General features: G+C 55.8%; 21 protein-coding genes. 16 read left to right on the top strand and 5 right to left on the bottom strand.

Features of this window, described 5'->3' with window-relative positions:
• Positions 1 to 68: 68 nt before the first annotated feature.
• The gene (locus OSO_RS0120425) at positions 69 to 998 is read right to left on the bottom strand and encodes a prepilin peptidase (RefSeq protein ID WP_157605362.1); all 930 of its coding nucleotides are present in this window, start codon (positions 996 to 998) and stop codon (positions 69 to 71) included.
• A gap of 249 nt (positions 999 to 1,247) precedes the next feature.
• On the opposite strand from OSO_RS0120425, the gene OSO_RS0120435 reads away from it, so the two are divergent.
• The 5 genes from OSO_RS0120435 (at position 1,248) to OSO_RS0120470 (ending at position 7,310) form a co-directional block, all read left to right on the top strand.
• The gene (locus OSO_RS0120435) at positions 1,248 to 2,654 is read left to right on the top strand and encodes an ammonium transporter (RefSeq protein ID WP_010585011.1); all 1,407 of its coding nucleotides are present in this window, start codon (positions 1,248 to 1,250) and stop codon (positions 2,652 to 2,654) included.
• A gap of 256 nt (positions 2,655 to 2,910) precedes the next feature.
• Complete coding sequence (locus tag OSO_RS0120445) at positions 2,911 to 3,249, top strand: P-II family nitrogen regulator (protein WP_010585012.1); 339 nt, start codon at positions 2,911 to 2,913, stop codon at positions 3,247 to 3,249.
• A 167-nt stretch (positions 3,250 to 3,416) separates the two neighbouring features.
• Positions 3,417 to 3,755: a P-II family nitrogen regulator gene (locus OSO_RS0120450; RefSeq protein WP_010585013.1), complete on the top strand. Its 339-nt coding sequence runs from the start codon at positions 3,417 to 3,419 to the stop codon at positions 3,753 to 3,755.
• A 413-nt stretch (positions 3,756 to 4,168) separates the two neighbouring features.
• On the top strand, positions 4,169 to 6,850 hold the full coding sequence (glnD, locus tag OSO_RS0120465; RefSeq protein ID WP_162130554.1) for a [protein-PII] uridylyltransferase: 2,682 nt from the start codon (positions 4,169 to 4,171) through the stop codon (positions 6,848 to 6,850).
• 277 nt (positions 6,851 to 7,127) lie between these two features.
• Positions 7,128 to 7,310, top strand: coding sequence for a hypothetical protein (locus OSO_RS0120470; protein ID WP_010585016.1), 183 nt, complete (start codon positions 7,128 to 7,130; stop codon positions 7,308 to 7,310).
• Between the two features lie 118 nt (positions 7,311 to 7,428).
• Here OSO_RS0120470 and mutY read toward each other — a convergent pair whose 3' ends face one another.
• The gene (mutY, locus tag OSO_RS0120475) at positions 7,429 to 8,499 is read right to left on the bottom strand and encodes an A/G-specific adenine glycosylase (protein ID WP_010585017.1); all 1,071 of its coding nucleotides are present in this window, start codon (positions 8,497 to 8,499) and stop codon (positions 7,429 to 7,431) included.
• A gap of 176 nt (positions 8,500 to 8,675) precedes the next feature.
• Here mutY and dcd point away from each other — a divergent pair, with 176 nt between their 5' ends.
• The 4 genes from dcd to OSO_RS0120505 all read left to right on the top strand — a co-directional run bounded on the left by dcd (position 8,676) and on the right by OSO_RS0120505 (position 14,677).
• Positions 8,676 to 9,248, top strand: coding sequence for a dCTP deaminase (gene dcd, locus OSO_RS0120480; RefSeq protein ID WP_010585018.1), 573 nt, complete (start codon positions 8,676 to 8,678; stop codon positions 9,246 to 9,248).
• Between the two features lie 526 nt (positions 9,249 to 9,774).
• Complete coding sequence (gene metH / locus OSO_RS0120495) at positions 9,775 to 13,500, top strand: methionine synthase (protein WP_010585020.1); 3,726 nt, start codon at positions 9,775 to 9,777, stop codon at positions 13,498 to 13,500.
• 68 nt (positions 13,501 to 13,568) lie between these two features.
• Positions 13,569 to 13,979, top strand: coding sequence for a DUF1559 family PulG-like putative transporter (locus OSO_RS49960; RefSeq protein WP_083843025.1), 411 nt, complete (start codon positions 13,569 to 13,571; stop codon positions 13,977 to 13,979).
• Positions 13,865 to 14,677 (top strand): hypothetical protein, encoded by an 813-nt coding sequence (locus OSO_RS0120505; protein ID WP_162130549.1) that lies wholly within the window; start codon positions 13,865 to 13,867, stop codon positions 14,675 to 14,677. The genes OSO_RS49960 and OSO_RS0120505 overlap by 115 nt, the downstream gene beginning before the upstream one ends.
• A gap of 31 nt (positions 14,678 to 14,708) precedes the next feature.
• On the opposite strand, the gene OSO_RS0120510 is transcribed toward OSO_RS0120505, so the two are convergent.
• Together OSO_RS0120510 and OSO_RS0120520 are read right to left on the bottom strand one after the other, a co-directional pair.
• The gene (locus OSO_RS0120510; RefSeq protein WP_010585023.1) at positions 14,709 to 15,146 is read right to left on the bottom strand and encodes an NUDIX domain-containing protein; all 438 of its coding nucleotides are present in this window, start codon (positions 15,144 to 15,146) and stop codon (positions 14,709 to 14,711) included.
• Positions 15,147 to 15,558: 412 nt separating this feature from the next.
• Positions 15,559 to 15,984, bottom strand: a complete 426-nt coding sequence (locus tag OSO_RS0120520; protein ID WP_010585024.1) for an acyl-CoA thioesterase — start codon at positions 15,982 to 15,984, stop codon at positions 15,559 to 15,561.
• 272 nt (positions 15,985 to 16,256) lie between these two features.
• On the opposite strand from OSO_RS0120520, the gene OSO_RS0120525 reads away from it, so the two are divergent.
• Positions 16,257 to 16,532, top strand: a complete 276-nt coding sequence (locus tag OSO_RS0120525; RefSeq protein WP_010585025.1) for a hypothetical protein — start codon at positions 16,257 to 16,259, stop codon at positions 16,530 to 16,532.
• On the opposite strand, the gene OSO_RS0120530 is transcribed toward OSO_RS0120525, so the two are convergent.
• A complete protein-coding gene (locus OSO_RS0120530; RefSeq protein WP_010585026.1) occupies positions 16,515 to 17,783 on the bottom strand; it encodes an NAD(P)/FAD-dependent oxidoreductase in 1,269 nt (422 codons plus the stop codon). The genes OSO_RS0120525 and OSO_RS0120530 overlap by 18 nt on opposite strands.
• Before the next feature lie 431 nt (positions 17,784 to 18,214).
• On the opposite strand from OSO_RS0120530, the gene OSO_RS0120535 reads away from it, so the two are divergent.
• From OSO_RS0120535 to OSO_RS0120575, 6 genes are all read left to right on the top strand, one after another.
• Positions 18,215 to 19,264 (top strand): M14 family metallopeptidase, encoded by a 1,050-nt coding sequence (locus tag OSO_RS0120535; RefSeq protein ID WP_010585027.1) that lies wholly within the window; start codon positions 18,215 to 18,217, stop codon positions 19,262 to 19,264.
• A gap of 425 nt (positions 19,265 to 19,689) precedes the next feature.
• Entirely contained in the window at positions 19,690 to 20,091 is a 402-nt protein-coding gene (locus OSO_RS0120545; protein WP_010585029.1) for a GntR family transcriptional regulator, read from the top strand.
• A 26-nt stretch (positions 20,092 to 20,117) separates the two neighbouring features.
• Positions 20,118 to 21,065, top strand: a complete 948-nt coding sequence (locus OSO_RS0120550) for an ABC transporter ATP-binding protein (RefSeq protein WP_010585030.1) — start codon at positions 20,118 to 20,120, stop codon at positions 21,063 to 21,065.
• A 76-nt stretch (positions 21,066 to 21,141) separates the two neighbouring features.
• A complete protein-coding gene (locus tag OSO_RS0120555; protein WP_010585031.1) occupies positions 21,142 to 22,722 on the top strand; it encodes a hypothetical protein in 1,581 nt (526 codons plus the stop codon).
• Between the two features lie 291 nt (positions 22,723 to 23,013).
• Positions 23,014 to 23,898 (top strand): NAD(+)/NADH kinase, encoded by an 885-nt coding sequence (locus OSO_RS0120565; protein ID WP_010585032.1) that lies wholly within the window; start codon positions 23,014 to 23,016, stop codon positions 23,896 to 23,898.
• Between the two features lie 212 nt (positions 23,899 to 24,110).
• Positions 24,111 to 25,478, top strand: a complete 1,368-nt coding sequence (locus tag OSO_RS0120575) for an ABC transporter permease (protein ID WP_010585033.1) — start codon at positions 24,111 to 24,113, stop codon at positions 25,476 to 25,478.
• The last annotated feature ends 66 nt before the right edge of the window (positions 25,479 to 25,544 follow it).

Raw genomic sequence — 25,544 nt, forward strand, 5'->3', positions numbered from 1 at the left:
CCATCCGCGCCCAACCGCCATCAATGGTCTATCGATTGAATCCGACGCAGTTGGCGCCGCCAACCTCATTACGGAACGGGGTTGTTCCTGCGAGTTGGTATGGACTTGTAAAGCTGAAGTAGCATCAGCAGGACCACAAACCCCACACATCCGACCGTCGCCAGCACCAGCACACTCAGCCAATCACTGAAAATCAGGCGCGTTTGTTGCCAGAGCGTGCTCCATGTCAACAGGACAAGGACCGCTGCGATACTGAGCCATGGGCCGTAGGGCAAATAGGTCTTGCCAGAAATCATCCGAATGATGACCCCCGCAATCAAACCGGTCAGTGGTGCGATCAGAAAGACGAGCGTGACGGCCTGCCATCCCAGAAAACTGCCGATCATTGCCATCAGAGTGACATCGCCCAACCCCATCGCTTCTTGTCCCAGGACCAGTGAACTGATTTGACGCGCAATCCAGGTGATGCCCGCCCCCGTGATCAATCCGGCGAGGCTCCAGGCAAGAGCGTGCCACACACGGTGACTGTCATACCAGGCGGGGATATACGGCCCTTGAATCTGGGGAATGGCGAGAGACCAGTCGACCCACAAATGGCTGATCTGCGCTTCTCCGATCAGACAAGCTCCGATCACACCAAGTAATGAGCCGGGAACGGTGATCGCGTCAGGAATGGTGTACGAGTCAAAATCAATCGCCGTCGCGACAATCAAGAAACAGATGAGCGTCAGATGATAGGCCAGACGCCAGTGACGCCCTGTCCAGGACGGCTGCACTTCAGGAGTCTCCAAACACCCGTTGGCGACGGATGCCCAGTGAAACACTCCGCAGAGAATTGCGGTCACGATCAGCACCGCCGCCCCGCGTCTCCAACGAAAGGACGGGCTTGATGCAGGCAACTCAAGCAACCGCCGCTCGCGCCGACTCAGCCATTCGACGAAGATCGCCAAACCAGTGCCCACAAAACAGGCATAAACTGCGGTCATCAGCGGAGACAACGTGACATTCCTGAAAGATAAGACCTGCCGAATTCCACATTTTTTTACCTATAAAACACGAATTCCTCGTCGAAATAGCGTGCTTCGGTCAACCGCAACCCGGCAATGCCGATCTTCGCGGCACGCAACTTGCCTTCGGGAAACAACGTTGTGTCATTCGATCTGAGAAACATTGAGATCTGAGTTTGATTTCGAATGGCATTGAATAACCAAGGTTAATTTCCTGGATTGCATTTAAGGAGTTGCGTTGTGAGGCATGGGTACCGGATCGCTCTCGCGGTATTGTTTCTTTTTCTGGCAAATCTGGGAAGACTGCAGGCCGAAGAATCACCTGGAGAAACTCCTGACGCGGTCCCCGCCGCTGTCAACCAATTCAACTCGGGGGACATCGCCTGGATGCTAACATCATCGGCACTCGTGCTCATGATGACAGCACCAGGATTGGCGTTGTTCTATGGTGGTCTAGTTCGTAAGAAAAACATTCTCGGCGTCATGATGCAGTGCATCACATTGATGGGGGTGATGTCCGTCATCTGGGCACTATATGGATACAGCCTTTGCTTCGGCGACTCCGTCGGAGGTCTGGGATTGATTGGTGACGGAAAATATTTACTCCTGAACGGCGTCATTCCTTATTGGGACGAAGCGCTCAAAGTGGGAGTTCATCCAGCGTACACACCGACGCTGCCTCGTTCGATCCACATGGTGTTTCAAATGATGTTCTTCATCATTACCCCCGCATTGATCTGTGGCGCCTTCGCCGAGCGAATGAAGTTCAGCTCGATGGTGCTGTTCTCGATTCTCTGGGGCACTTTCATTTACTGCCCCGTCGCACACTGGGTCTGGTCCGACTTCGGCTGGTGTTCCGAATTCAATAAGACCGCCGCCTTCAAAGCCTATGACTTCGCTGGCGGAACCGTGGTGCATATCACATCAGGAATCTCGGCACTGGTCTGTGCGGTTCTTCTGGGCAAACGCCTTGGTTTTGGGCATGAGCCGATGCCACCCCACAATCTGACATACACCTATATCGGCGCGACAATGCTGTGGGTGGGTTGGTTCGGCTTCAATGCGGGCAGTGCAGGGGCCGCAGATCTCCGTGCAGCGAACGCGTTCGTCACGACCCATATGGCCGCCGCTACCGGAACAATCGCCTGGGCACTGCTCGAATGGATCCTGCGTGGCAAGCCGAGTATCCTTGGTGCGTGCTCGGGTGCCGTCGCCGGATTGGTCTGTGTCACTCCCGCGAGCGGATCAGCCACTCCAATCGGGGGCCTGATTCTGGGCCTGTGTGCGGGGGTTGTCTGCTTCTATGCCTGCACCACTCTGAAGAACAAGTTCAAGTACGATGACTCACTCGACGCGTTCGGCGTGCACGGTGTCGGCGGAACTCTTGGGGCCATTCTGACGGGCGTGTTTGCCACGCGGGCCGTCATTCCCGGCGTGACCGAGCCGTGTGGATTGCTGGAAGGCAACCCCAATCAGGTGATCGCACAAGCCGTGGCGGCGGGTGCTGCAATGCTGCTGGCGGTCGTTGGAACCGCAATTCTGCTGAAAATTGTCGATGCCATCCTGGGCCTGCGAGTTGATCAAGCGGGCGAACTTCAAGGTCTCGACATCAATCAGCACGGTGAAGAAGGTTACATTTTCTATTGATTCTTCAACGAGAATCCCACTGACGTGGCGGGATGTTCGAAGCATGGGCTATCGTCCCGCCACCATTCTGATCTTGCACTTTCAGGAAAGAATGCTGTGATTCTCGACGATCAGTGATCGCGGAAACATCGGGCTTCCGTATGATTCAAATGGGTGAAACGAATCGCATCGGGCTCTAATCGACGCATCCGTGAAACGCCCGAGGACGACATTGATCGAATCAAGACAAGCACTCTGATTTTCAAAAAGGTGGCTCGTGAAAAAAATTGAGGCGGTGATCCGACACTTCAAGTTGGAAGAAGTGAAAGACGCATTGATGGAAGTGGGCGTTCAAGGGATGACCGTCACCGAAGTTCGTGGATTCGGACGCCAGAAGGGACAAAAAGAACAGTATCGTGGCGCCGAGTATTCCGTCGACTTTTTGCCCAAAGTCAAAATGGAAGTGGTCATCAGTGATGATCAAGCCAAACTGGTCATTGAAACCATGATCCGCACGGCACGCACGGGGCAAATTGGTGACGGGAAAATTTTCGTGACGGACTTGGAAGAGATGGTCCGGATTCGAACCGGTGAGAGCGGTTCCGAGGCGCTCTGAGCGGGATCTGGTCCGGAATCTGTTCGGGTCATGCCGCGGTCGAACATGTCGCGGTCGAAAGAGAGAACCAAAGGGTACGACAAGTTATCGCGCCTTCATGCTCAGTGAAGGCTTCTGTCGCTGTAAACTGTGATGATGTTCCTAAAGATCTATCCAAGGAGTTGATCGTGAAGAAGGTTGAAGCGGTGATTCGCCACTACAAGTTGGAGGAAGTCAAGAACGCCTTGACACAAGCGGGCATCCAAGGGATGACCGTGACCGAAGTGCGCGGCTTCGGACGCCAGCGTGGCCATAAAGAAACGTATCGTGGTGCGGAATACACCGTTGACTTCCTGCCGAAAGTCAAACTGGAAGTCGTCGTCGGCGACAATGAAGTCGCCAAGGCCATCCAGACCATTTCCGATGTCGCTCGCACGGGTCAAATCGGCGACGGAAAGATCTTTGTCACCAGCCTGCAAGACGTCGTCCGAATCCGAACCGGCGAAACCGGTCCAGAAGCGATCTAAAGTGAGACGAGCCGCGGAGACCAGGGAACACGCGCCATCGTTGTGCCTTTTCGATCGACACGATTCCGGATCGGGAATCCATGTCGATCTCGAGGCCAGACCATGACGCGTGCATCCCTCCTCTGTCGGTGCGCCCGAAATTCGACGCCTCGTTCAATCAAAGTCCGTCATCGTCGTGAACTCTGATTGAAGATTGTCGCGAGGACGGCAATTGCCTCGTCCTATTGTGCATCGATAGCAAGCGAACTTCGCGTGTCCAAGCCGTCGTCTCCCGCAGAATGATTTCCTCCAGCGCGACGATCACGATAAGATCCGTCAAGGCAATGTCTCTCACCCCCTGCAGCACAATGGAGGCCACTATTTCCGAAGTCCGTGCGCTGTCGACCTCCCCGGATTCGAGCCTCGGGTTGAAGGTGCGTACCGAACGAATCGCCGTTTTGCGGAAGCGCGTCGACGACCTTCGCCAGCAGACACGCAAGCGATTTCAGCAGGGGGCATCGGGACTTCAGACAGCCTCTCTGCTCTCGCAATTAATGGATGAGTTCGTCACGACGATCTTCGAAGAATCGCTCGCAGAAACACCCGCAGATGTCGCCGAGAAAATCCGCGGGGCATCGGCACTGCTCGCCATCGGCGGCACAGGTCGGGGGGACGTCTGTCCCTATTCCGATATCGATCTTCTTTTCCTTCACTCGCCTGAAATTGCTCAGCTCTTCGGACCGATTGCGTCCCAGATTCAGCGCGACCTGTGGGACGCGGGCCTGAAACTGGGCAGCAGCGTTCGGACCGTCGCCGATTCAATTGCATGGGCCAAACAAGAGCCACAGTTCGCCACGTCACTCGTCGACATTCGCAGACTGAGCGGCAGTACTGCGTTGTTTGAACAGATCAAAGCAAAGTTCGTGCGGACCGTCATCAAAGCTCGATTTCGCCAGTTCTTGATTGATCTGGTTGCCGCTCGCGACAAAGAACGATCCGAGTTCGGGGCAACGACTCAGCAATTAGAACCGGACGTCAAACGATCGCTGGGCGGCTTGCGGGATCTTCACCTGATTCGCTGGATCGGGTTTGCCCTTTATGGTGCGGGCGACATCGACTCACTGCGCTTGCAGGGGGTTATTCTGAAAGACGAATCGAGACGCCTGACGCACGCCTACGAGTTTTTGATTGGACTGCGAATCGACCTGCATTTTGCAGCGGGGAAAGAACAAGACACGTTGTCGCGCGAAGATCAGCTACGGATCGCACAACTGCGAAAGATTGCCCCCAGTCAGGGACAGATCCCCGTTGAACGATTCATGCAAGAGTACTTTCAGCACAGTTCGGTTGTCGCGGATCTGACGGGACGCTTCATCGAACGCACACGTCAGAAGCCGTGGGGGACCAGGATCTTCGAGTTCTTGATCTCTTACCGGATCGACAACATCTATCGCGTCGGCCCCGAGTTCATCGATATCCCCAGTTCTCGAGCCCGGCGAACGGCACTGGAAACCCTCGAAGGCGTCCTCCACCTCTACTTGACGGCCGCTCGCTATCGGCGGAAAGTCGCACCGCGATTGTCCGAAGCGATCAAGCAACAACAAATCAAACCTCCCGTGACACTTTCCAGCGAGGCCGCGAATTCCTTCATGGCGCTGCTCAGCACCCCGGGATCGCTCGGGAATGCGCTGCGAAGCCTGCACTCCAACGGGGCTCTCGAAGCAGTCCTGCCGTGCTTTCAACATATTCGCTGCCTGCTGCAGTTCAATCAGTACCACCATTACACGGTCGACGAACACACCCTGCGAGCCGTCGAGGCCGCCGAGCAGTTCCAGTTCGATCCAGAGCCGGTTGGCCAGGCCTATCGCGAGATCCACCACAAACAGATCCTGCATCTGGCGATTCTGCTGCACGATGCAGGAAAGGGCTATGACGAAGATCATAGTGAAGTGGGTCGCCGCCTTGCGGCAGACGCGGCATCGCGACTTGGGCTTCCCGATCACCAGCGAGATCTGCTGATGTTTCTCGTCCACCGGCATCTGCAAATGGCGGATCTTGCCTTGCGGCGCGACATCGGCGACCCTGCGGTCTTGCTGAAATTCAGCCATGAAGTCGGCAGCCCCGAGACCCTGCGAATGCTGTTCGCACTCACCGCGGCCGACATCTCGGCGGTGGGGCCCGGTGTCTGGAATCAGTGGAAGGCCGAGCTGACAAACACACTGTACGAACACACCATGCTGTGGCTTAGCGGGAAAAGTCATCTCTTCGACGAGGCAACCCGGTTAAAGGCGATCAAGCAGCAGGTCGCCGGTTTGATCGAAGATCCGCGGACAGAACGTGACCCCGACCGAGCACATCACGAGCGCGGCAGCACACTCTTGCAACAGCTCGATCAGTTCCCCGCCCACTATCTGCTCGAGACGCCACCGTCGCGGATTGCAGACGATTTCCGCGTCATCCAATCCCGAAAGCCGGATGAGATCCATGTGGAAGCCGTTTATGACGCGGAAACCGAAACGGCCGAATATCGGATCATTACTCACGAACAACTCGCCCCCGGCTGCTTTCACAAGCTCTCGGGAGTCCTGAGCGCAAAACGAATGGCAATCTTGTCCGCGGCGATTTTCACGACGCTGGATGGAGTGATTATCGACGTCTATCGCGTACGCGATGCCGATCATGCCGGCGAGATTCCAACGTGGCGTGTCGATGAAGTTGCCATCGCAATCCGAAAAGTTCTGCGGGGCGAAACCAATGTCGAGACGTTGCTGAAATCGCGAGGGAGATTCTCGGTACATGCAACCTCAGGTCCCGTTTCCGATCTGCCGATGCGGGTTGTCGTCGATAACGAATCGTCAGATCGCTACACGGTCATCGACGTCTTTGCACACGATCGGCCCGGACTTCTCTACGTTATCACGCGCACCCTGTACGAACAGAACCTCAGCGTCGCTCTAGCAAAAATCGCCACCCACTTCGATCAGGTGCTGGACGTCTTCTTCGTGACAGAGTCCGATGGCCGAAAGGTTCGCGATGGAGAACGACTAAAATCACTTCGCGACTTTTTGACGTTGCAACTGCAGGACTTCGAGAAGTCCGCGGCGACAGGACAATAAACCCGACGGGACAATGAACGAATCAACGCATTCGCCGCACTGCATTTCGCGATCTCGCATCATGAATTTCAACCACGAATCGATCGCATCGCAACGTCGTTCATCATCGCAAAGGTGGAGTTCCCTTCGCGTGTCTCGCAAGTAGTGTTTCATTTAAACACAACAAAACAGGGACAAAATTGGATACTTCCGCAAGATCGTCGTTGCGAGCCAAGAAACCCGTCGCTATATTCGCACCATCACGAATCACATCTTTCCCATTGATACACGGAGGTTAATGGTGCAATTCCAAGAATTGGAAGTCGCCGTCGGAGATGTGCTGCGGATTGGTGAGATGACCGTGACCGTGATCGACATCGAGAATGGCGAAGTCACATTCCGAATCGATGATTCAGGCAATTTCGATCCCGCTCAGACGAGCGATCTCTTCGATAAGAATTCTGCACCGCTTCCACGGTAGATTCAATCGGTCCACTTCGTTGCAGCGGCTCTTTGTTGTAACGCTCTCAGAGGTTGTGACAGCTCTCAGAGTGAAGCCACGTACCACAACGGCGGGCTCAGCTTCGTGCCGCATCGGCTCACGGCGTCAATCGCACCGCAAACTCACGTGCAGTCACTGACAACGGGAACTCGTGGAAGGATTCTGGAGCGACCCATTTCCATTCCTCGCGTGCCAAAAGACGCCCCTTCACGCGATGGGCAACGAAGCATCGAAGAGTGATCCGGTATCGCGTCACTCCGTGCTTCAGCTCAACGATCTGAGGTCCGAGTTCAATCGACAGCCCTGTCTTTGTGCGTACCGTTTCCACCATGAAGTCAATGAGATTCGACGGATCTCCTGGATCAATCTCAAAGCGAACAAAGTCCCACAAGCCCGCCCAGCGCTCTTTTTCCGTCCGCCGCCTCAGCAGAAACTGTGGCCCTTGCTGAATGGCAATCGAGACTTCGGTGATGTCCGTGATCTTGGTTCGTGTCTTGGGGCGAGGAATTGACTCTTGACGGTTCTCGCGAAACGCAGCGCAATAACGCTGGACCGGGCAAGTATCACACTGCGGGTTTCGAGGAATGCAAACCGTCGCGCCGAGTTCCATCAACGCCTGATTCAATAACCCAGGATTTTTGCGAGGCAGAATTGCCTCGGCGAACTGCCAGAGGAGTTCACTTCCCTCGCGCGCTCGCGGATCTCCCTCATACCCCAACAACCGACAATACAGGCGCAGGGTATTGGCCTCGACAATTGGTGCCCGCAAGTCGAACGCGAACGAGGCGATGGCCCCCGCCGTGTACCGGCCGATACCGGGCAACGATTGCAGTTCGGCAACGTCCGCGGGAAACCGGCCGGCATATTGCTCGACAATGACCTGAGCGGCCCGACGAAGATTTCGAGCCCTGCTGTAGTAGCCCAGACCTTCCCACAATCGAAGGACGTCTGCCTCTTCCGCTGCGGCCAGATCCTCGACCGAGGGGAATCGCGTCAAAAACCGTTCGAAGTAGGGAATCACCGCCGCCACGGTCGTCTGCTGCAGCATGATTTCGCTGATCCAGATTCGATACGCATCGGCCGTTCGTCGCCAGGGAAGATCACGTGCCCGCACAGAATACCAAGCCATGAGCTGGCGACGAAATAACGCATAATCTGCAGAATCCATTCGGCGATCCATTGCGGACGATCTGATGATTCGACTTCAATTCCGAGGTGGGCCCCAATCGTGGCAGCGGAAACCGATTCCGTCGCCCGCCACAGTTGAATCCGTCACCCTCGCTTCGTACCGTGTGCGGAAGATCCTCGCAAGCGTCTATTTTCACTTTCACGCACTGCCGCTCTATGATTTTAACCGGCGAAGAAATCAAAGCTCAGTTGGGAAAGAATATCGTCATCGATCCATTCGATCCGGCGATGCTCAATCCCAATAGCTACAACCTGCACCTTCATGACGAATTGCTGGTCTATGAAGAGATCGTGCTGGACGTCAAACGGCCCAATCGATTTCGGCGACATCTGATTCCGCCGGAAGGGTTCGTGATGCAACCGCGGCAGTTGTATCTCGGTCGTACTGTTGAAAGAACCGAGACCCACAATCTGGTCCCGATGCTGGAAGGACGCTCATCCATCGGTCGGCTTGGATTGTTCGTACATGTCACCGCAGGTGTGGGAGACGTGGGGTTCTGCGGGTACTGGACGTTGGAACTTTACGCCGTGCATCCGATCCGCATTTATGCGGGATTGCCCATCTGCCAGATCATCTACCAGACCCTGTTGGGTGAAATTTCGGAATACCGTACCGGCAAGTATCAGAACAATCAGGACATTCAGCCCAGCCTGTTGTTCAAAGAATTGCAATCACCCTTGAAAGACCCGCAAATGCGACTCGCATTTGGGCAAGAGACCTCCGAGTAATTCCCGCTGAAATGTGTGTCCGGGTCGCCGTACGAAGCGGTCTCACTTTGATGGCTCGGATCTAACGCTCACTCTGCATTTCAGCGGTCCGATCGCGTTTGGTGTGTCGAAAACGCGCGTCACACGACGCGTATTCGACGGAAATTGTCTCCCAATTCAGGGAACATTGCTTCCAATCTTGACTCGTATCTCGACTCGTCCGGTCATTGGCCTTTAGAATTGGCCGCAGCCTCGAAGTTTGAATACTCGACACTTCGGCCTTCGCCGTTTACGCTTCACTTCGATGAGCGGCGGTGGGGTCGCATCCAGCTCACTTCATCCGACCTGCGAACTCGGACTTGAAGCGAAGTGTCGGGTGTTTAAGCAAATGATCGTGACGTCCACAGTCGGAACGGAACGAATCCTACCCGCACCACGGCCAACGCCCGATGAATCCGTCATTGCAAGCGTTTACGATGATTCCCCGACTGACCCGCAGCCATCAGATTGACATTCCACCGATCCCCCTTGTGCAAGCGATTTCTCTATGCCTATTCGCTCAGTCGCCGACTTCGAACAACTGCTCTCTGAACGAATCCTGGTGCTCGATGGCGCGATGGGGACGATGATTCAGCGGTATTCGCCAACGGAAGCCGACTATCGCGGCGAACGCTTTGCAAAGCATCCGATCGATTTGAAGAACGCGGGCGACGTCCTGGTCCTGACTCAGCCCCAGATGATTGGCGAGATCCACCGTCTGTACCTGGCCGCTGGCGCGGACATCATCGAAACCGACTCGTTCAATGCGAATATCATCTCGCTGGAAGAATTCGGACTGGCGGAATACACCCGCGAAATCAACGTCGTCGCCGCCCGAGTCGCCCGTGCGGCGTGTGACGAGTTCACCGCCTCAAACCCCAAGAAACCGCGGTTCGTTGCCGGCAGTATCGGGCCGACGAAGGTCTTGTTGTCGTTCAACGCCGACAAGCCTGGCTATCGACCAGTCACGTTCGACCAGATGGTGGCCTCCTATGCGGTTCAGATTCGTGGGCTGGTCGAAGGGGGCGTCGACCTGCTGCTGCCGGAAACTTCGTTCGACACGCTGAATATGAAAGCATGTCTGTTCGCGATCGAAGACGTTTTCGCCGAACTAGGGGTGCGGTTGCCGGTGATGGTCTCAGGGACGATCTTTAATGGCGGACGCACGCTGACAGGTCAGTCGGTCGAGTCGTTCTGGACCTCCGTTTCACATGCCCCGATGCTGACCATTGGGCTCAACTGCGCACTCGGCCCCAAGCAGATGCGACAGTACGTCGAAACACTGGCCAATCTGGCTCCGAAATACATTAGCTGCTACCCAAATGCGGGCATGCCCGATGGTTTTGGGGGGTTCGATTCGAATCCGGCGGAAGTTGCCGCGAACCTGCGCGAATTCGCTCAGAACGGTTGGGTCAATATCGTCGGCGGTTGCTGCGGGACCAACCCGGACTACATCAAAGCGATTGCGGAAGCCGTTGAAGGCGTCTCGCCACGGAAGTGCCCCGAGATCGCCGCCACGTCCTCGTATTGCGGAAAAGAGCGGATCGATCTTCGCCCGAGTTCGAACTTCCTCATGATTGGGGAACGCACGAACGTCACGGGTTCGCGCAAGTTCGCCCGTCTGATCAAAGAAGGAAAGTTTGACGAAGCGCTCGCCGTCGCCCGCGAACAGGTCGAAGGCGGCGCGAATATGATCGACGTCAACATGGACGAAGGACTGCTCGACAGTCAGGTCGCCATGACCACGTTCGTGAATCTGATCTCGGACGACCCGGACGTCAACAAAGTCCCGGTCATGGTCGATAGTTCCAAATTCAGTGTGATCGAGGCTGGCCTGAAGTGCCTGGACGGCAAAGGCGTCGTGAATTCGATCAGTATGAAAGAAGGGGAAGCAACATTCCTGGCGCAGGCCCGCCGCATTCGCCGCTATGGTGCCGCGGTTGTCGTAATGGCCTTCGATGAACAGGGGCAAGCCGCGACTTGCGACGACAAAGTCCGCATCTGCAAACGCGCGTATGACCTGTTGACCAAGGAAGCCGGATTCCCGCCGACCGATATTATTTTCGACGCCAATATCCTGACGGTTGGCACGGGGATGGAAGAACACTCGAACTACGCCGTCGAATTCATTGAAGCAATCCGCAGGATTAAGGTCGAATGCCCTGGTGCGAAGACTTCGGGCGGTGTCAGCAACGTTTCGTTCTCGTTCCGAGGGAATGACGTCGTCCGTGAAGCCATGAACGCGGCGTTCTTATTCCACGCCATTTCCGCGGGACTGGACATGGGGATCGTCAATGCGGGACAGCTCGAAGTCTATGAAGAAATTGACAAAGAGCTACTCGTTTACATCGAAGATGTGCTCCTCAACAGACGTCCCGACGCCACGGAACGACTGATCGCGTTTTCGGAAAAATTCAAAGGCGGCGGGAAAGAAGTTGCCAAAGATGTCGTCGAAGAATGGCGAAATGGTCCGGTCGAAGATCGCCTGAAGCATGCTCTGCTCAAAGGAATCACGGATCACATCGACGCAGATACCGAAGAAGCCCGTTTGATGTACGGCAAGCCGCTGGAAGTCATTCAAGGGCCGTTGATGGACGGCATGAATGTCGTCGGCGAACTTTTCGGGGCAGGGAAGATGTTCCTGCCGCAGGTCGTCAAGAGTGCCCGTGTGATGAAGAAAGCGGTGGCGTATCTCGAGCCGTTCATGGAAGCCGAACGCCTAAGAGCGCAGGCCGATTCCACGGCACAGGCCGTGGCACGTGACGAATCGCGAGGACGCGGACGTGTCGTCCTTGCCACGGTGAAAGGCGATGTGCACGATATTGGCAAGAACATCGTTGGCGTCGTGCTGCGCTGCAACAGCTTTGATGTCGTCGATCTGGGTGTGATGGTCTCGTGCGACAAGATTCTCGAGGCGGCACGTGAATCCAAGGCAGACGTCATCGGTCTCAGCGGGCTCATCACGCCGTCACTCGATGAAATGGTCCATGTCGCCAAAGAAATGCAGCGACTGAACTTCAAGGTTCCGCTGCTAATCGGCGGAGCCACAACCTCGGCCAAGCACACAGCCGTCAAGATTGCCCAGCACTATCAAGAGCCGGTCGTCCACGTCGTCGATGCGTCGCTGTCTGTTCCGGCCGTGGAAAACCTTCTGGACACAGAACGCCGCGCCGAGTTCATCCAAAAGAACAAGGCCGGTCAAGAGCGCGATCGTTCCAATTACGACGCCATGCAGGCAAATCGAAAACTGGTTCCGTACACCGAGGCGCTCGCACGGCGATTCCAGACGGATTGGAAGTCGGTACGAATCGACAAGCCGGCGTTCCTGGGTACGCGCGTCCTTGAAGATTTTCCACTCAGCGAACTGGTTCCGTATATCGATTGGTCCCCGTTCTTCATGACCTGGGAACTTCGTGGAAAATACCCCAAGATCTTCAAAGATCCTGTGGTCGGCGAGCAGGCCCAGAAGGTGTTCGACGACGCTCAAGAGTTGCTGACCCGTATCGTCAACGAGAAACTGCTCAAGGCAAATGCCATTTATGGGTTCTGGCGCGCTTCGACCGATGGCGACGACATCATCGTCCAGCACAATCCCGACGCGACGTCTGGTGCATCCGACTTGCGCTTCTCGATGCTGCGTCAGCAGTGGGAACGACCGGGCCAGGCCGATTTCCGTTCGCTCGCGGATTACATCGCGCCGACGTCATCAGGCCGTGAAGATCACATCGGTGCATTCGCCGTCACGACGGGAATCGGTTGCGACGAACTTGCCAACAAGTTCCAAAACGAATTGCACGATGACTATCTTTCGATCATGACCAAAGCCCTGGCTGATCGACTGGCGGAAGCGTTTGCCGAGTACCTGCACCATCGTGCCCGCAATGACTGGGGCTATGGTCAGGAAGAAGGACTTTCGACCAACGACCTGATCGAAGAAAAATATCGAGGGATTCGACCGGCCCATGGTTATCCCGCATGTCCAGATCACACCGAAAAGACGAAACTGTTTGAGCTGCTGGACGTCGAAAAGCAAATCGGTATCAAGCTGACAGAGAGTTTCGCGATGCACCCCGCAGCGAGTGTCAGTGGACTCTATTTCGCTCATCCGGAAGCCCGCTACTTCAGCGTCGATAAGATTACGAAGGATCAAGTTGAAGACTACGCTCGACGCAAGCAGATGCCGCTCGACGTCCTGGAACGGTGGCTATCACCGAATCTGGGGTACGATCATTGAGGCGTCAGAATCGATAGAGCGAGATTCTGAAGGCGATCACGATGCCCTCTGAACAATCCGCGTTGTGGATGAGGCGATTCAGTAAGCTGATTCCGCTTGGCTTGTTGATCGCCGTGCTCGCGATTTTGATACCTGCAATCCTGCATTCGCGAGAGGCAGCGCGTCGATCACAGTCGAAAAACAATCTCAAACAGTTCTGTCTGGCGTTCCAAAACTACAACGATGTATTCAGTACGTTGCCGCCAGGAGGTACGTTCGACTCTAACGGCAACGCACACCACAGTTGGAGTACGTTTCTCGATCCATTTCTGTCATCGGATCCTTGGTACACCTTTGTCAATGGTACACCTTTGTCAATTTCAATTTGCCGTGGGATGACCCCGAGAATGTCAGCGTATTCCTCCTGGGAAGCTACGCCATTAAAAGCCTGCAGAACCCCAGCATTTCTGCACAATTCTCTCCGGATGGTTTTCGCCTGATTCATTACTCCGCGAATCAGTGGCTGATACACCGAAATAGCCACATTCGCCTCGCTGACATCACCACCGGCGCAAGCTCCACAATGTTACTTGGTGATTCCGCAGGGCAATACGTTCCAGCAGGGTATCCTTACAACTGGCGCGACGTCGCGCTCGGACTGCACCGCGAATCTCCAAACTGCGAATCTCCAAGCTTCGGCTGCCCTGCCCGAAGCAGTACGATGATCGCGATGGCCGACGGGACCGTAAGAGAACTCAACAATCGCACTGACAACACTGTGCTCCGTCACATGGCAGGTCCAGAGGAACTCCACCCAAACCCGGATTGCACGAGCAAGCCCGATAGTCCTTATGCACTGAAGTCCGCTCGCTATTGGAAATTCGATTGGAGCAGCCGCGGGCACAAATCGCATAGCACGTTTCGAACATCGCCGGACGAGACAACGCTCTTAATCTCGCTTGGAGACATCGAGCAATCAACCCCCGCGAGAGATCACTGGACATCCAGATTTCGAGATCCGCAATCCGTCGAAAAGCTGGAAGCAATCGAAATCAGGGGGACGCTCAATTCAACCGAATTGAGGTCGATTTGGGAACTACCAACATTGAAACGACTGGACCTTTCCCGAGCCTATGTCACAGGTGACGTCGAATCGATTTTGAAAGAAGCCCCGGCTGGATTGTCTATCGAGCAATAGGGAGACAACGAAGCAGGACGAATTTCGCAGTTCAGACCCGGGGAAGCGTATGCGTCTCGAAATGCTTGAGCAGCGCGGCCAGTAGCGGGTTGATCGTAAATCGCTGAATTTCGTGAGGGGGGTGCCAGCGTTTCCATTCGTGGCCGGCATGTTCCGTCACGGCAATCGGGAAATTCTGCTTGATCCAACCCAGGAAGATCACCAACGTCTTCTCGACGCGTTCGTTGCCAAAACGAGGCTCAACGGGGAAGTACTTTTCTTCGTAGCGGAAGTCGGGATCGAGCTGCACTTCTTCCCGCGGAATTCCGGTTTCTTCCCACATTTCTCGCAGCGCGGTTTCGATTTCGGTTTCGCCCTCTTCCGTATGGCCCTTCGGCAGGTCGTACCGGTGCGAATGCTTCATGAGCAGAAATGACAGTTCCGGCGTCTGACGGAAAATGATGACGCCGCATGATTTGACCTGAAGCATTGCAATTCATCCTCGCGATACGAGTCCATTCGTGATCGGATGCAGTGTGTTTTCATTCGCAATCGCGACAGCTTGCCTGGTTTCAAGCCGTCACATTTGCGTCCCGAGGCCCGCTTGACCTCCATCTCCTAGCGGTTTCCATGCCCAATTGAACGGGAAACGGTCGCCGAAAAGCAGACATCGAATCTTAGGAGCGAAGTTCTCCCGTTGCAATCCGTTCAGAAAAGCGAAGAACTCAGATGGCCACGTCGCCATCCACGCCTACAGAAATTCCGCTGAGAAAGCACTCCGCAGTTCATTGTTCGACCTGCGGGCGGCGTTCTCTTCCTGGCTCTGGATCACATTCCGCATCTCACGGAAGCGAGTTCACCACGGAATCTGTCCCAGCTTCAACACGATCTTCAGCGTCATTTCAAGCAATCGAATCTCTTGTCAGCTTCTCGAAATAGTCATCTGGCATTTCCGACGAAGCCAGCTTCCCATCGGCCGAAAACACGCAGAACGCGGTCTTCATCTCGCCCAAAGCCAATACCACGCCATCCCGCTGGAACTCATACGTCATCGTCAGCGAGCGCCGGGTGAGACGAAGAATCGTAATTCGGATTTCCACTTCGTCTTCGTAATAGGCGGGGGACTTGAAGGAACAGGTCGCCGACACACGAGGCCAGCCGAAGACGGTGCCATCGGGCAGGGTCGCATGAATCTTCAGGCCCATCGACCGAAAGAATTCGTGCTCGGCCTGTTCCATAAACCGGTAGAAATTGGCGAAATGCACAATCCCGGCCAGATCGGTCTCAAAAAACTCGACACGGTGTTTCGCAAGATAATGGTAGCTCATGCCGTCAAATTAGCGAACGATCCACGACGAGGCAACGGGCCGTGACGAGCCCCACGAGTCAACGTCCACGCCCTCCGCCCCAGAGCGGCGACGACCACCGTTCCGCAGGCATTTCAAAGGACCACTGCCGCAACACCACCAGCCCGACGCGACGACGAGCGACAATTGCGGCGGGGAGATCTCCTCCTGATGATTCCGTTTGGAGTGGAGGGCAGATATCTTTGTTGCAGAATCGACACTGCGGGCGGGATCATCGTGAAAGACTGAAAAGCATGCAAAACGTCGCAACAGTCGTGGTCGAGCGGCAAGACGAGAAATGGCAGGCCTGCTTCTCGAGCGTTCCGAACTTCGTGCGGACCGCGGACACTCCCGGTGACGCGATGTCCACACTACTCTCTCTGTTCCGTGAAATTGAGTTCTCGCAAGGCGACGTGTCCCTTGTTCAAGAACGGTCGAGCGAGGGGCATTTGGAATTCACAATTCCCTACCGACTTCTTCGACCTGCTGAGCCATCGCATCAATCGGCACTACTAGAACCGCTTGAGTGACATCGGTTCGATCGGAACATGCGGCGTTTGTCCGTTCATCATCTCTGCGATGAGCTTTCCGGTCACTGGAGCCATCGAAACGCCAAGCATATTGTGCCCGGCGGCGAGATACACATTATTGAAATTCGGACAGCGGTCGATAATCGGCAGGCTGTCGGGTGTCATGGGACGCCAGCCGAACCATTCTTCAACAACGGGCTCAGCCGAAGGCTCATGCAAATAGTGCGCGGCCCCGGCACGCAGCATCGCCATTTTTTTAGGGTCGAGGGTCGCGTCGTAGCCAGCAAATTCCATGATCGACCCTAGCCGGTACCCACTCGGCCACGGCGTCACCGCGACACGATGTTCTTCGAAGATCATCGGAATCTTCGGACAAATCTTGGGACGGGCCATCGTCATGGAATAGCCTTTGCCCGGCTGGATCGGAACTCGACATCCCAAAGACTGATTCAGCAGGGGTGTCCAGGCACCGGTTGCCACCACGAAGGCGTCGGCTTCAAATTCGCCCTTCGATGTCACAACACGAGTCGCCCCATGACTGCTGCTTGAACCGTTGTGCGGCGCCGGCTCGCCAAAACCGAGAAACTCGTGGTGCTCACGGATGGTCACACCGCGTTCTTCAAGTCGCACCTTCCAGGCGGACATCAACTTGTCCGGCTTCAAATGCGCATCGGCGGTGTAGTGCCACCCGCCGGCAAGCTCTGGTTTCAAGGCAGGTTCCAGTTTTGATAGCTCAGCGCCATCGTACCGCACTGCCCCCAGGCCAAAGTGCTCGCGCAGCAGTCGATCGGTCTCGGCGAAGTGCTCCATCCCATCCTGATGCAGGAACGGAAACAGGACTCCTTCAGTCTGCCATTCCACATCCAGCGATTCGTTGGCAATCAGTTCGTCGTAGAGCAACCGCGACGAGTTCAGCATGCGTTGCAGGGTCTCACCTGACTCGAGCATGTCTCGCTGATTGCAGTGGCGAGCGAATTGAAACAACCAGCTCCACAGCGCAATGTCGAGTCGCGGCTTGATCGCGAAGGGCGAGTTTGGAAACAGCATTCCCTTTAATGATTTTGCGATCACGCCGGGTTGCGGAATCGGCAGCACATGACTTGGTGAGATCAGGCCACAATTGGCATGTGCGGCACCGCTGCCAAATTCCTTTCGCTCCACCACCGTGACATCCCAATCCGTCAGGTTCAAGTAGTGCGCACAAGCGGCCCCGATCACTCCACCACCAACGACAATCGCACGGCGACTCACGACGTTTTCTCCTCTCCGCTGCCGGCGTCTCGTGGAGCCAGACCGCGAACCGATTGGACAATGAAGGATCGAACAATTGGGAACTGCACGGCGAGCTGGGATAGCCCGGACCGTAGCCTCTTTCGCATTTCCTTATTTCGCAATTCGTTTAGCCCAGAGCCAACGGCGACGGCGCATTGAGGCACAGGTGTCGTCACTGACGCGGTCTGCTCCACGACACCGAATTGACGCCCTCCTCGTCGAGTCGGGATTCAGCGAACCCAAATCCAACGAAGGCCCCAGAATACCCACAACGTTCAAGAGAACACAGTCAGGCCGCGTTCGTAATTCGTCAAATGCTTGTCAGATTGACGAAGCTCGCCCAAGATGGGACGTCCACTGGAAGCCCCTGCCGCTGGCAGGCTCACATTGAATGCCTTAAGGAACTGCTGATGACGGTGACCCGACAGATTGTCAAACCCGCAAATCTCGACCTCGAATCACCCGGCCGACGTGACTATTGGGTGGCACTCGAACACGACACCATGTGGGGAGCTCAACTGATCCCTCTGACCGTTTGGGTCGGCCCCAAGGCCCAAACCGGACGCGGACTGGTTGCGATCGGTTCGACCCATGGAAATGAATACGAAGGCCCAGTCGTTCTTAAGGAACTTCTTGGCGAAATCAATACGGCGGACGTCACAGGTCGGATCATCTTCATCCCCGTCCTTAACGTAGAAGCCTTTCGATCGGGGACACGGGATAGCGTTGACGCCGACCGCGTCAATCTCAATCGCGCATTCGTCGACGGCGCCGGTAAGCAATCGGGACTGGCCGGAATTACGCATCGAATGGCGGCATTTATTCGCGACTACATCTGGCCGAACGTGCATGTCGTCATCGATTTGCACTCGGGTGGAAACCAGATCCGCTTCGATATCTGCGCCAGCTTCCATCCTGTTGACGATCCGGATCAGCATCGCAAGATCGCGGAAACGGCACGCTGGTTCGGCGCTCCGCTGATCATGATCTATCAGAACAACACCCCGGGACTGCTGACGAGCGAAGCCGAACGACTCGGCAAAATCACCATCGGTACGGAATTGGGATGGGGCGAAGCGGTGCTGCGAAAGGGCGTCACCTATGCGCGGCAGGGTGTCCTTGCCGCGGCGATCCACCACGGGCAACTGCAGGGCACGATCGCCCCCATCGCGCACCACGCGGACGGAACCCAGAAGTGCGCCGCCATCGTGGACTTTGAATGCTATGTCGCCGCGCCGTTCGCCGGTCACTATGAAGAAGTTCTGCCTTGCGGACAGCGAGTCAAGCGAGGTGAATTGGTCGGACGTCTCCATGACTTTGCCCGAATCGATGAGCCAGCGTGGCCGGTCTGCGCCGGCGTCGACGGCGTCGTCGTCGCGCAGGCTTGGAGTGCAAAAGTTCGACAAGGACAGTTCATTCTGTGCGTGGGCCGCGAACAGCCATGGCCTTTACCTCAATAAGCCCTGAACTCACCACCATCAATCGTCGATTCGCACGGCATGATTCGCGCAAATGTGACTGGTGCAAGTGTGTGCTCGAGGCGGCGCGATTCGCCGCCACGAGCCTTGTTGTCGATTAGACTGTCGACGTCAAAAGATCTGTGCCGAGTGTGCCCAGCATTTCCTCGTTGCCAAGAGCAGAAATGTGTACGAGGGCCCCGGAAAAATCGTTCGCTCGAAGGATTTGGACCATCCACTTCGACGCGATCCCTCGCCCCCTCAAATAATCTCTCGGTGCGATTCTGGGATTGATCCTGCGGAAAGACGACTCGTCGACCGTCAGGTTCACACAATATTTCAGCGACGCCTTGACGATCGACGAACAGATTGTATTATTGACTTAATACAATCTGCCGACATGATCGCAGCTAAAGCGAGGTCCGCTGATGCAAATCCACATCTCTACAAATGACGGCGTTGCGATCTATCTTCAGGTCGTGAACCAGATCAAATTTCTGATTGCGTCGGGCCGTCTTGCCGCAGGAGACGAACTGCCGCCAATCCGCACTCTTGCCGCGCAATTGGTCATTAACCCGAACACGGTGGCCCGAGCCTACCGCGAACTTGAGACCGCGGGCCTTGTCGAGAAACGGCGGACGGCGGGAACCTATGTTTCTGAGCAGGGATCTCCGCTTGCTCGTCGCGAACGTTTGAAGTTTCTCTCCGAACGCATCGACGCACTGCTGGCCGAAGCCAGCCACTTGAATGTTGATCTGGACGAACTGCAGAAGCTGGTCGCGCAGCGTCACACGATTCTGCAATCCACGAATCACTCTGCGTCAGATTGAGATCTGACCAACCCGAGGAGTATCTCATGTCTGAGCCCAACCTCAGTGACAGTGCCGCCGTGATCGAACTGACCGGTGTGAGCCGACATTTCGGCCAGACGATCGCGCTGAACCGGGTCAATCTGACCGTTCCTCGCGGTGGCGTCTTTGGTCTGATTGGCGGGAACGGCGCCGGAAAGACAACCCTGATCAAGCACATCCTGGGAATGTTAACGCCGCGAGAGGGAACCGTCCGCGTGTTCGGGCTCGATCCCGTACAGCATCCCGTCGAAACATTGGGGCGCATCGGCTACCTGTCCGAAGACCGTGATCTGCCAGATTGGATGCGGGTCGGTGAACTGATTCGCTATACGCAGGCGTTCTATCCCACATGGGACGAGACCTATGCCGAAGAACTGCGTCAAGCTTTTGAACTCGACGTGAACAGCCGCGTCAAAAGCCTCTCTCGCGGTCAACGGGCTCGCGCAGGACTGCTGATTTCCCTCGCGTATCGCCCTGACTTGCTGGTGCTCGACGAACCGTCGTCGGGCCTGGATCCCGTGGTGCGTCGTGACATCTTGAGCGCCATCATTCGCACAATTGCTGACGAAGGGCGAACTGTTCTGTTTTCATCGCATCTGCTCGACGAAGTGGAACGTGTCGCCGACCATGTTGCGATGATTCATCAAGGGCAGATCATCCTTTCCGCCACCATGGACGACATGAAAGAACAACATCGCCGATTGACGTTGAGGTTTGCGCACCCTGTCGAAACGGCTCCCATCCTGGCCGGCGCACTGACGTCATCAGGACGAGGTCATGAATGGACGTATATCTGTAGCGGAGAACGTTCGGATCTCATGGTCGCGGCGTCATCATTGGGCGCGTCCGTCATTGAAGACGCCACAATGTCACTCGACGAGATCTTTGTCGCGCGCGTTCTCAATCGACGAAATGCAACGACGTCAGAAATGCAGACATCGCAACGACACTGAAGGCACGACGATTTTGAGCTGCACCGGACCAAATTCTTGAGGACATTTGATTCCGCAACGTCAAAGGACCGAACCGATGAATACGATTCTGATGGCGATGACGCGCGATCTCATCCATCGATGTCGCTGGAATTTTTTGATGTTCGCATCGATTGCGAACCTCTTGCCGTTGTTGCTTTTCGTGGCGCTTCGATCGGAAGGGCTTGCCGCCAACGACGCTCATCTGAAAGTGATGTTGTATCGCCTCATGACATTGAATTCGTTTTTCTGCGCCGCGTCACTCATTGATAACCACCCGTTCTCATCACGGCTGTTTGTCGCTCCCGCCTCGAGTGCCAAACTCTTCTTTTACATGCTGCTTCCCCAGATGCTGATTGCGGGGGGTGGAACATGGCTGCTCGTCACCATGCAGAACTGGTGCACGTCACAGGATTTTCCCGCATGGTCCGCTGCGCTGGTTTCAAGTTGCGGCGTCGCGATCTGCTGGTCGACCCACTGGATGACGTATAGATCCGCATGGCAGGCGGTCGCGTTTGCAATCACCACAGGAGGGCTCGTCGGCTGGTACGTCTCGCGATTCTTGTGGATGCAACCGTCGGAACCAATCCCCGACCTATCCAGTTTCGAATGGCTGGCGCTTTGTGTCGTCACGATTCTCTTTTCCTGCATGGGCTACCGCGGGTTTGCGCGGGTCCGCTGTGGAGAGGGATTCGGCTCGCAGCGGGCTCTTTCGATCTCGTCGCAACGCCCACAATGGCAGGCCGTTCATCCCAAGCGCTTCTCCACACCTTTTGCGGCGCAGCTTTGGTTCGAATGGCGTTCCAAAGGCTGGACACTTCCGCTGTTTGTCTCGGTTGGGATCATGGTGGGTGTAGTGACGTGGACGCTCCGCAGTCGCGATCCTGATGAACTCTTTCGAGGCCTCATCGTTAGCGGATACCTCTTGTCCGCTCTGGGCGCACTCCTGGGACTCCTTGCTTATGGAAATTACGGCTTCTCCTGGAGCACAGGCAATCAGAAGTCGGATTTCGAGTTGGGGCACTTCCTGGCATCGCGACCTATCACCAATGCGACGCTGGCTTACGCGAACCTGCTTTCACTGGGGAAGAGCGTTCTGATCGCATGGGCCATTTGGGGCGTTTCACTCCTCGTGTCCTATAGTCTCGTACTCGACGCTCGCTCGCTGGAGGTATCCACATTCACCTGGTGGTTTCTGCCCACAACACTTGTCTTGTTGTGGACTACGACAACGACTTTGACATCTGTCGCCGTGACGGGCGAACTACAGAGGTTTGGCCCAGGAATCGTGTCAATCATCGTGGGTGCCTCCTTCGCGATGATCCTTTCCAACAAGTGGCTCGAACCGGATTTGAAGGCGAGATTATTTCAACTGACGCATATGGCTTGCGTCAGCGGAGCGGTGGCAGGTTCATTCTGGCTTTTCAAACTGGCGCGGCGTCGGCAATTGATCTCCAAGACGATGGCGATCAATTGCGCGTGGATCTGGCTGTTGTTTGTCGCCGCCATTGCGTTCGAGGCATGTCGAGGTGTCTCACACCCGATTTCAATTCACGTCACAGCCATTGGTGTGGCATCTCTCGCGGTTGTGTCGGTCGCCGCGTCGCCACTGGCGTTCGCCAGAAACAGAACCCGGTAGTTCCAAACAAAACACCGTTCATTCCGCAAATCGTTGGCATCGATTGATTCGATTGTATCAATGGCATTGACTTCAGCGATTCTGACGCGGGAAGCGGGGGCAAGCAGCTCAATTCTGATGTTCACAACCGGAAATTGGCCTTCGTTCGCGGATTTCCGCTGACACACGACTGGACGTTGGGGCTATGATTTCCCGGCTGGACTGGTCGCCGTATGACAGTTCTTCCTGCACCCCTGATTTCCTACGCCTTGGCAATCAAACCCAAGGCGAGCTGGACCGCGAAGTCTGAACATGACCTCACAGAAACCGCTTCGATTGGCCCTTACCAGCCGCTCTGATGGAGAGAGTGTCGAGCACGTCCGGGCTTCGATTATTGAATTTCTGAACATCCATCCTGGCGTCAAGTTATCGGTGTTCGGGTCACCCGACGAGCTGAACCTGGGTCGGCGGCAAATGGATTTCATCATCGTCCTGGGGGGCGACGGTACGATTCTGCGAACGTGTCGGCAGCTCGGTTCACACCAGCGCCCGCTGCTCGGCGTGAATCTGGGGCGACTCGGATTTCTCGCGGACTTGTCGCCAGGCGAATTCAAGGCGGTCTTTCCGCGACTCTTGTCGCGCGAATATCAAATCGTCAATCACTTGATGTTCGAGTGCCGTCTTCGACGTGCCGACGGGTCTCAGCAGAAATTTCTTGGTCTCAACGAGGTTTCGGTGCATGCCGGAGCCGCGCTGCGAATCCTGCACCTCGATCTGGCCATTGATGGAGAGTCTGTCACGACATATCGCTGCGATGGTCTGATTGTCAGCACCCCCGTGGGATCAACGGCCCATAGCCTGAGTGCGGGGGGGCCAATCTTGCGTCAAGATCTTCAGGCCTTTGTCATCACCCCCATCTGTCCGCATACCTTGACCAACCGCCCCTTGGTCGAACGAGCGGATTGCACGTACACGCTGACGTCACCCGAATTTCCGGTTGGCGCGACACTGGTCATCGACGGCCAGATCAAAGAGCCGTTGCTGCCCGGTGATCACATCGAAATTCGGAAAGCTCCGGTCAATTTTCAGCTCGTCCGCCTGCCGGATCATAGCTACTACACAACGTTGCATCGCAAACTGGGTTGGGGCGGCCAGCCTCATTACGAGAAACGCGATCCCCTGCAGGACGGCCCCTGACGCCAATGTCGGCAAGATGAATTGCCGTCATCAGCGGCCAACGGCGGAGGTATTCGTGCCGGTCGCCGTTCAGTACGACCTGAATTACCTTTCAGGTCCGTTGAAAGCCTTCCCAATCGCATGCATCAACGTTAATCTGATGGATGCTCTGCCAAAAAATCCTGCCGAATACCGTTAAACTTTCGCTTACCACTCCTCGTGGCTCGCCCTAAATGCCATTCGCTGAAACCCTCCGTACGATTCGATTGGCTTTGAAAAGCCTGATGCTGCACAAGTTGCGCTCTGGCCTAACAATGCTTGGAATTGTGTTCGGGGTCTTCTCCGTCATCGCGATGCTGGCCATTGGCGAAGGCGCCAGTGCCCAGGCCCAACAGCAAGTGCTCGCGCTCGGCGCGACCAACATCATCATCGTCACCGTAAAGCCACCCGCCGATTCGCAAGCGGGCGGTGGAGGCAGCGGTCGTGGTCGTGGCGGCATGATGGTGCCTCAGTATGGTTTGCTGCGTGCCGATTTTGATCTGCTGACCAAAACTCTTCCCACCATTTCTGGTGCGGTGCGAATGCGCGAGCTGGTCAGCGAAGCTCGGTACCTGGATCGCACTCTCAATGTGCGGCTCGTGGGATGCACCACCGAGTATGCCGACATGAACCACCTGTCGTTGTTGCGCGGCCGTTTTCTGAGCGACGAGGATGATACACAAGTCGCGAACGTGGCCGTGATCGGCGCCGAAACAGCCTCGACAATGTTCCCATTCGAAGATCCGCTCGACAAGACAATCCAAGTCCGGAACCATCGCTACAAGATTGTCGGCGTGATGCGTTCACGCACCTCATCCGCAGCGATTGGTGGCAGCCTTTCGGGCCAGGACTACAACAAAGACGTGTATATTCCACTCAGTACGTTCCGCAGTCGCATCGGCGACACGGTCTTCACCCGCATGAGCGGATCGTTCTCGGCAGAGCAAGTTGAGCTGAATCAGATCACGCTGAAAGTTCGGAACCGTGATGACGTGGTTCCGACCGCCGAAGTCGTGAAAGAATCACTCAAGAAGCTACACGGCTCCAAGAACGACTACGACATCATTGTGCCGCTGGAACTGCTGAAACAGGCCGATCAGATCCGGCAGATTTTTAACATCGTGCTTGGCTCGATCGCGGCGATCAGCTTGATCGTTGGGGGGATCGGCATCATGAACATCATGTTGGCGACGGTCACCGAACGAACTCGCGAAATCGGGATCAGGCGGGCACTGGGTGCACGCCAACGCGATATCATTCACCAATTCTTGACAGAAACGATCGTGCTCTCGGGTGCGGGGGGCTTAATCGGCATTTTGCTGGGATTGGCGACGCCGCTGGCATTCCAGGGGATCAAGTACGTCGTCGAGAACTACATTCTCGATCGATCATCGGGTGAGTCTCCGATGGCAAAGATCTTTTCCGACATGGTCCCACAAGTTGCGTTCTGGAGCCTGCCGGTGGCCTTCGGAATTTCGGTGACAATCGGTGTGGTCTTTGGAATCTATCCCGCCCGTTCCGCCGCTCGCATGCATCCCATCGAAGCATTGCGTCACGAATGATCTGCGAGGCGAGCCCCCCCCTCTGACTGGGTCGATGCGCTCGCACAATCTTGACCGTTCGCGCTT

Source organism: Schlesneria paludicola DSM 18645, from assembly GCF_000255655.1.
Classification (GTDB): domain Bacteria; phylum Planctomycetota; class Planctomycetia; order Planctomycetales; family Planctomycetaceae; genus Schlesneria; species Schlesneria paludicola.

Bases quoted from the DNA above. Each gene is read 5' to 3' on its own strand.
- OSO_RS0120470 (WP_010585016.1), top strand. From the start codon at position 7,128: ATGGTGCAATTCCAAGAATTGGAAGTCGCCGTCGGAGATGTGCTGCGG.
- mutY (WP_010585017.1), bottom strand. From the start codon at position 8,499: ATGGATTCTGCAGATTATGCGTTATTTCGTCGCCAGCTCATGGCTTGG.
- dcd (WP_010585018.1), top strand. From the start codon at position 8,676: ATGATTTTAACCGGCGAAGAAATCAAAGCTCAGTTGGGAAAGAATATC.
- metH (WP_010585020.1), top strand. From the start codon at position 9,775: ATGCCTATTCGCTCAGTCGCCGACTTCGAACAACTGCTCTCTGAACGA.
- OSO_RS49960 (WP_083843025.1), top strand. From the start codon at position 13,569: ATGAGGCGATTCAGTAAGCTGATTCCGCTTGGCTTGTTGATCGCCGTG.
- OSO_RS0120510 (WP_010585023.1), bottom strand. From the start codon at position 15,146: ATGCTTCAGGTCAAATCATGCGGCGTCATCATTTTCCGTCAGACGCCG.
- OSO_RS0120520 (WP_010585024.1), bottom strand. From the start codon at position 15,984: ATGAGCTACCATTATCTTGCGAAACACCGTGTCGAGTTTTTTGAGACC.
- OSO_RS0120525 (WP_010585025.1), top strand. From the start codon at position 16,257: ATGCAAAACGTCGCAACAGTCGTGGTCGAGCGGCAAGACGAGAAATGG.
- OSO_RS0120535 (WP_010585027.1), top strand. From the start codon at position 18,215: ATGACGGTGACCCGACAGATTGTCAAACCCGCAAATCTCGACCTCGAA.
- OSO_RS0120545 (WP_010585029.1), top strand. From the start codon at position 19,690: ATGCAAATCCACATCTCTACAAATGACGGCGTTGCGATCTATCTTCAG.
- OSO_RS0120550 (WP_010585030.1), top strand. From the start codon at position 20,118: ATGTCTGAGCCCAACCTCAGTGACAGTGCCGCCGTGATCGAACTGACC.
- OSO_RS0120555 (WP_010585031.1), top strand. From the start codon at position 21,142: ATGAATACGATTCTGATGGCGATGACGCGCGATCTCATCCATCGATGT.
- OSO_RS0120565 (WP_010585032.1), top strand. From the start codon at position 23,014: ATGACCTCACAGAAACCGCTTCGATTGGCCCTTACCAGCCGCTCTGAT.
- OSO_RS0120575 (WP_010585033.1), top strand. From the start codon at position 24,111: ATGCCATTCGCTGAAACCCTCCGTACGATTCGATTGGCTTTGAAAAGC.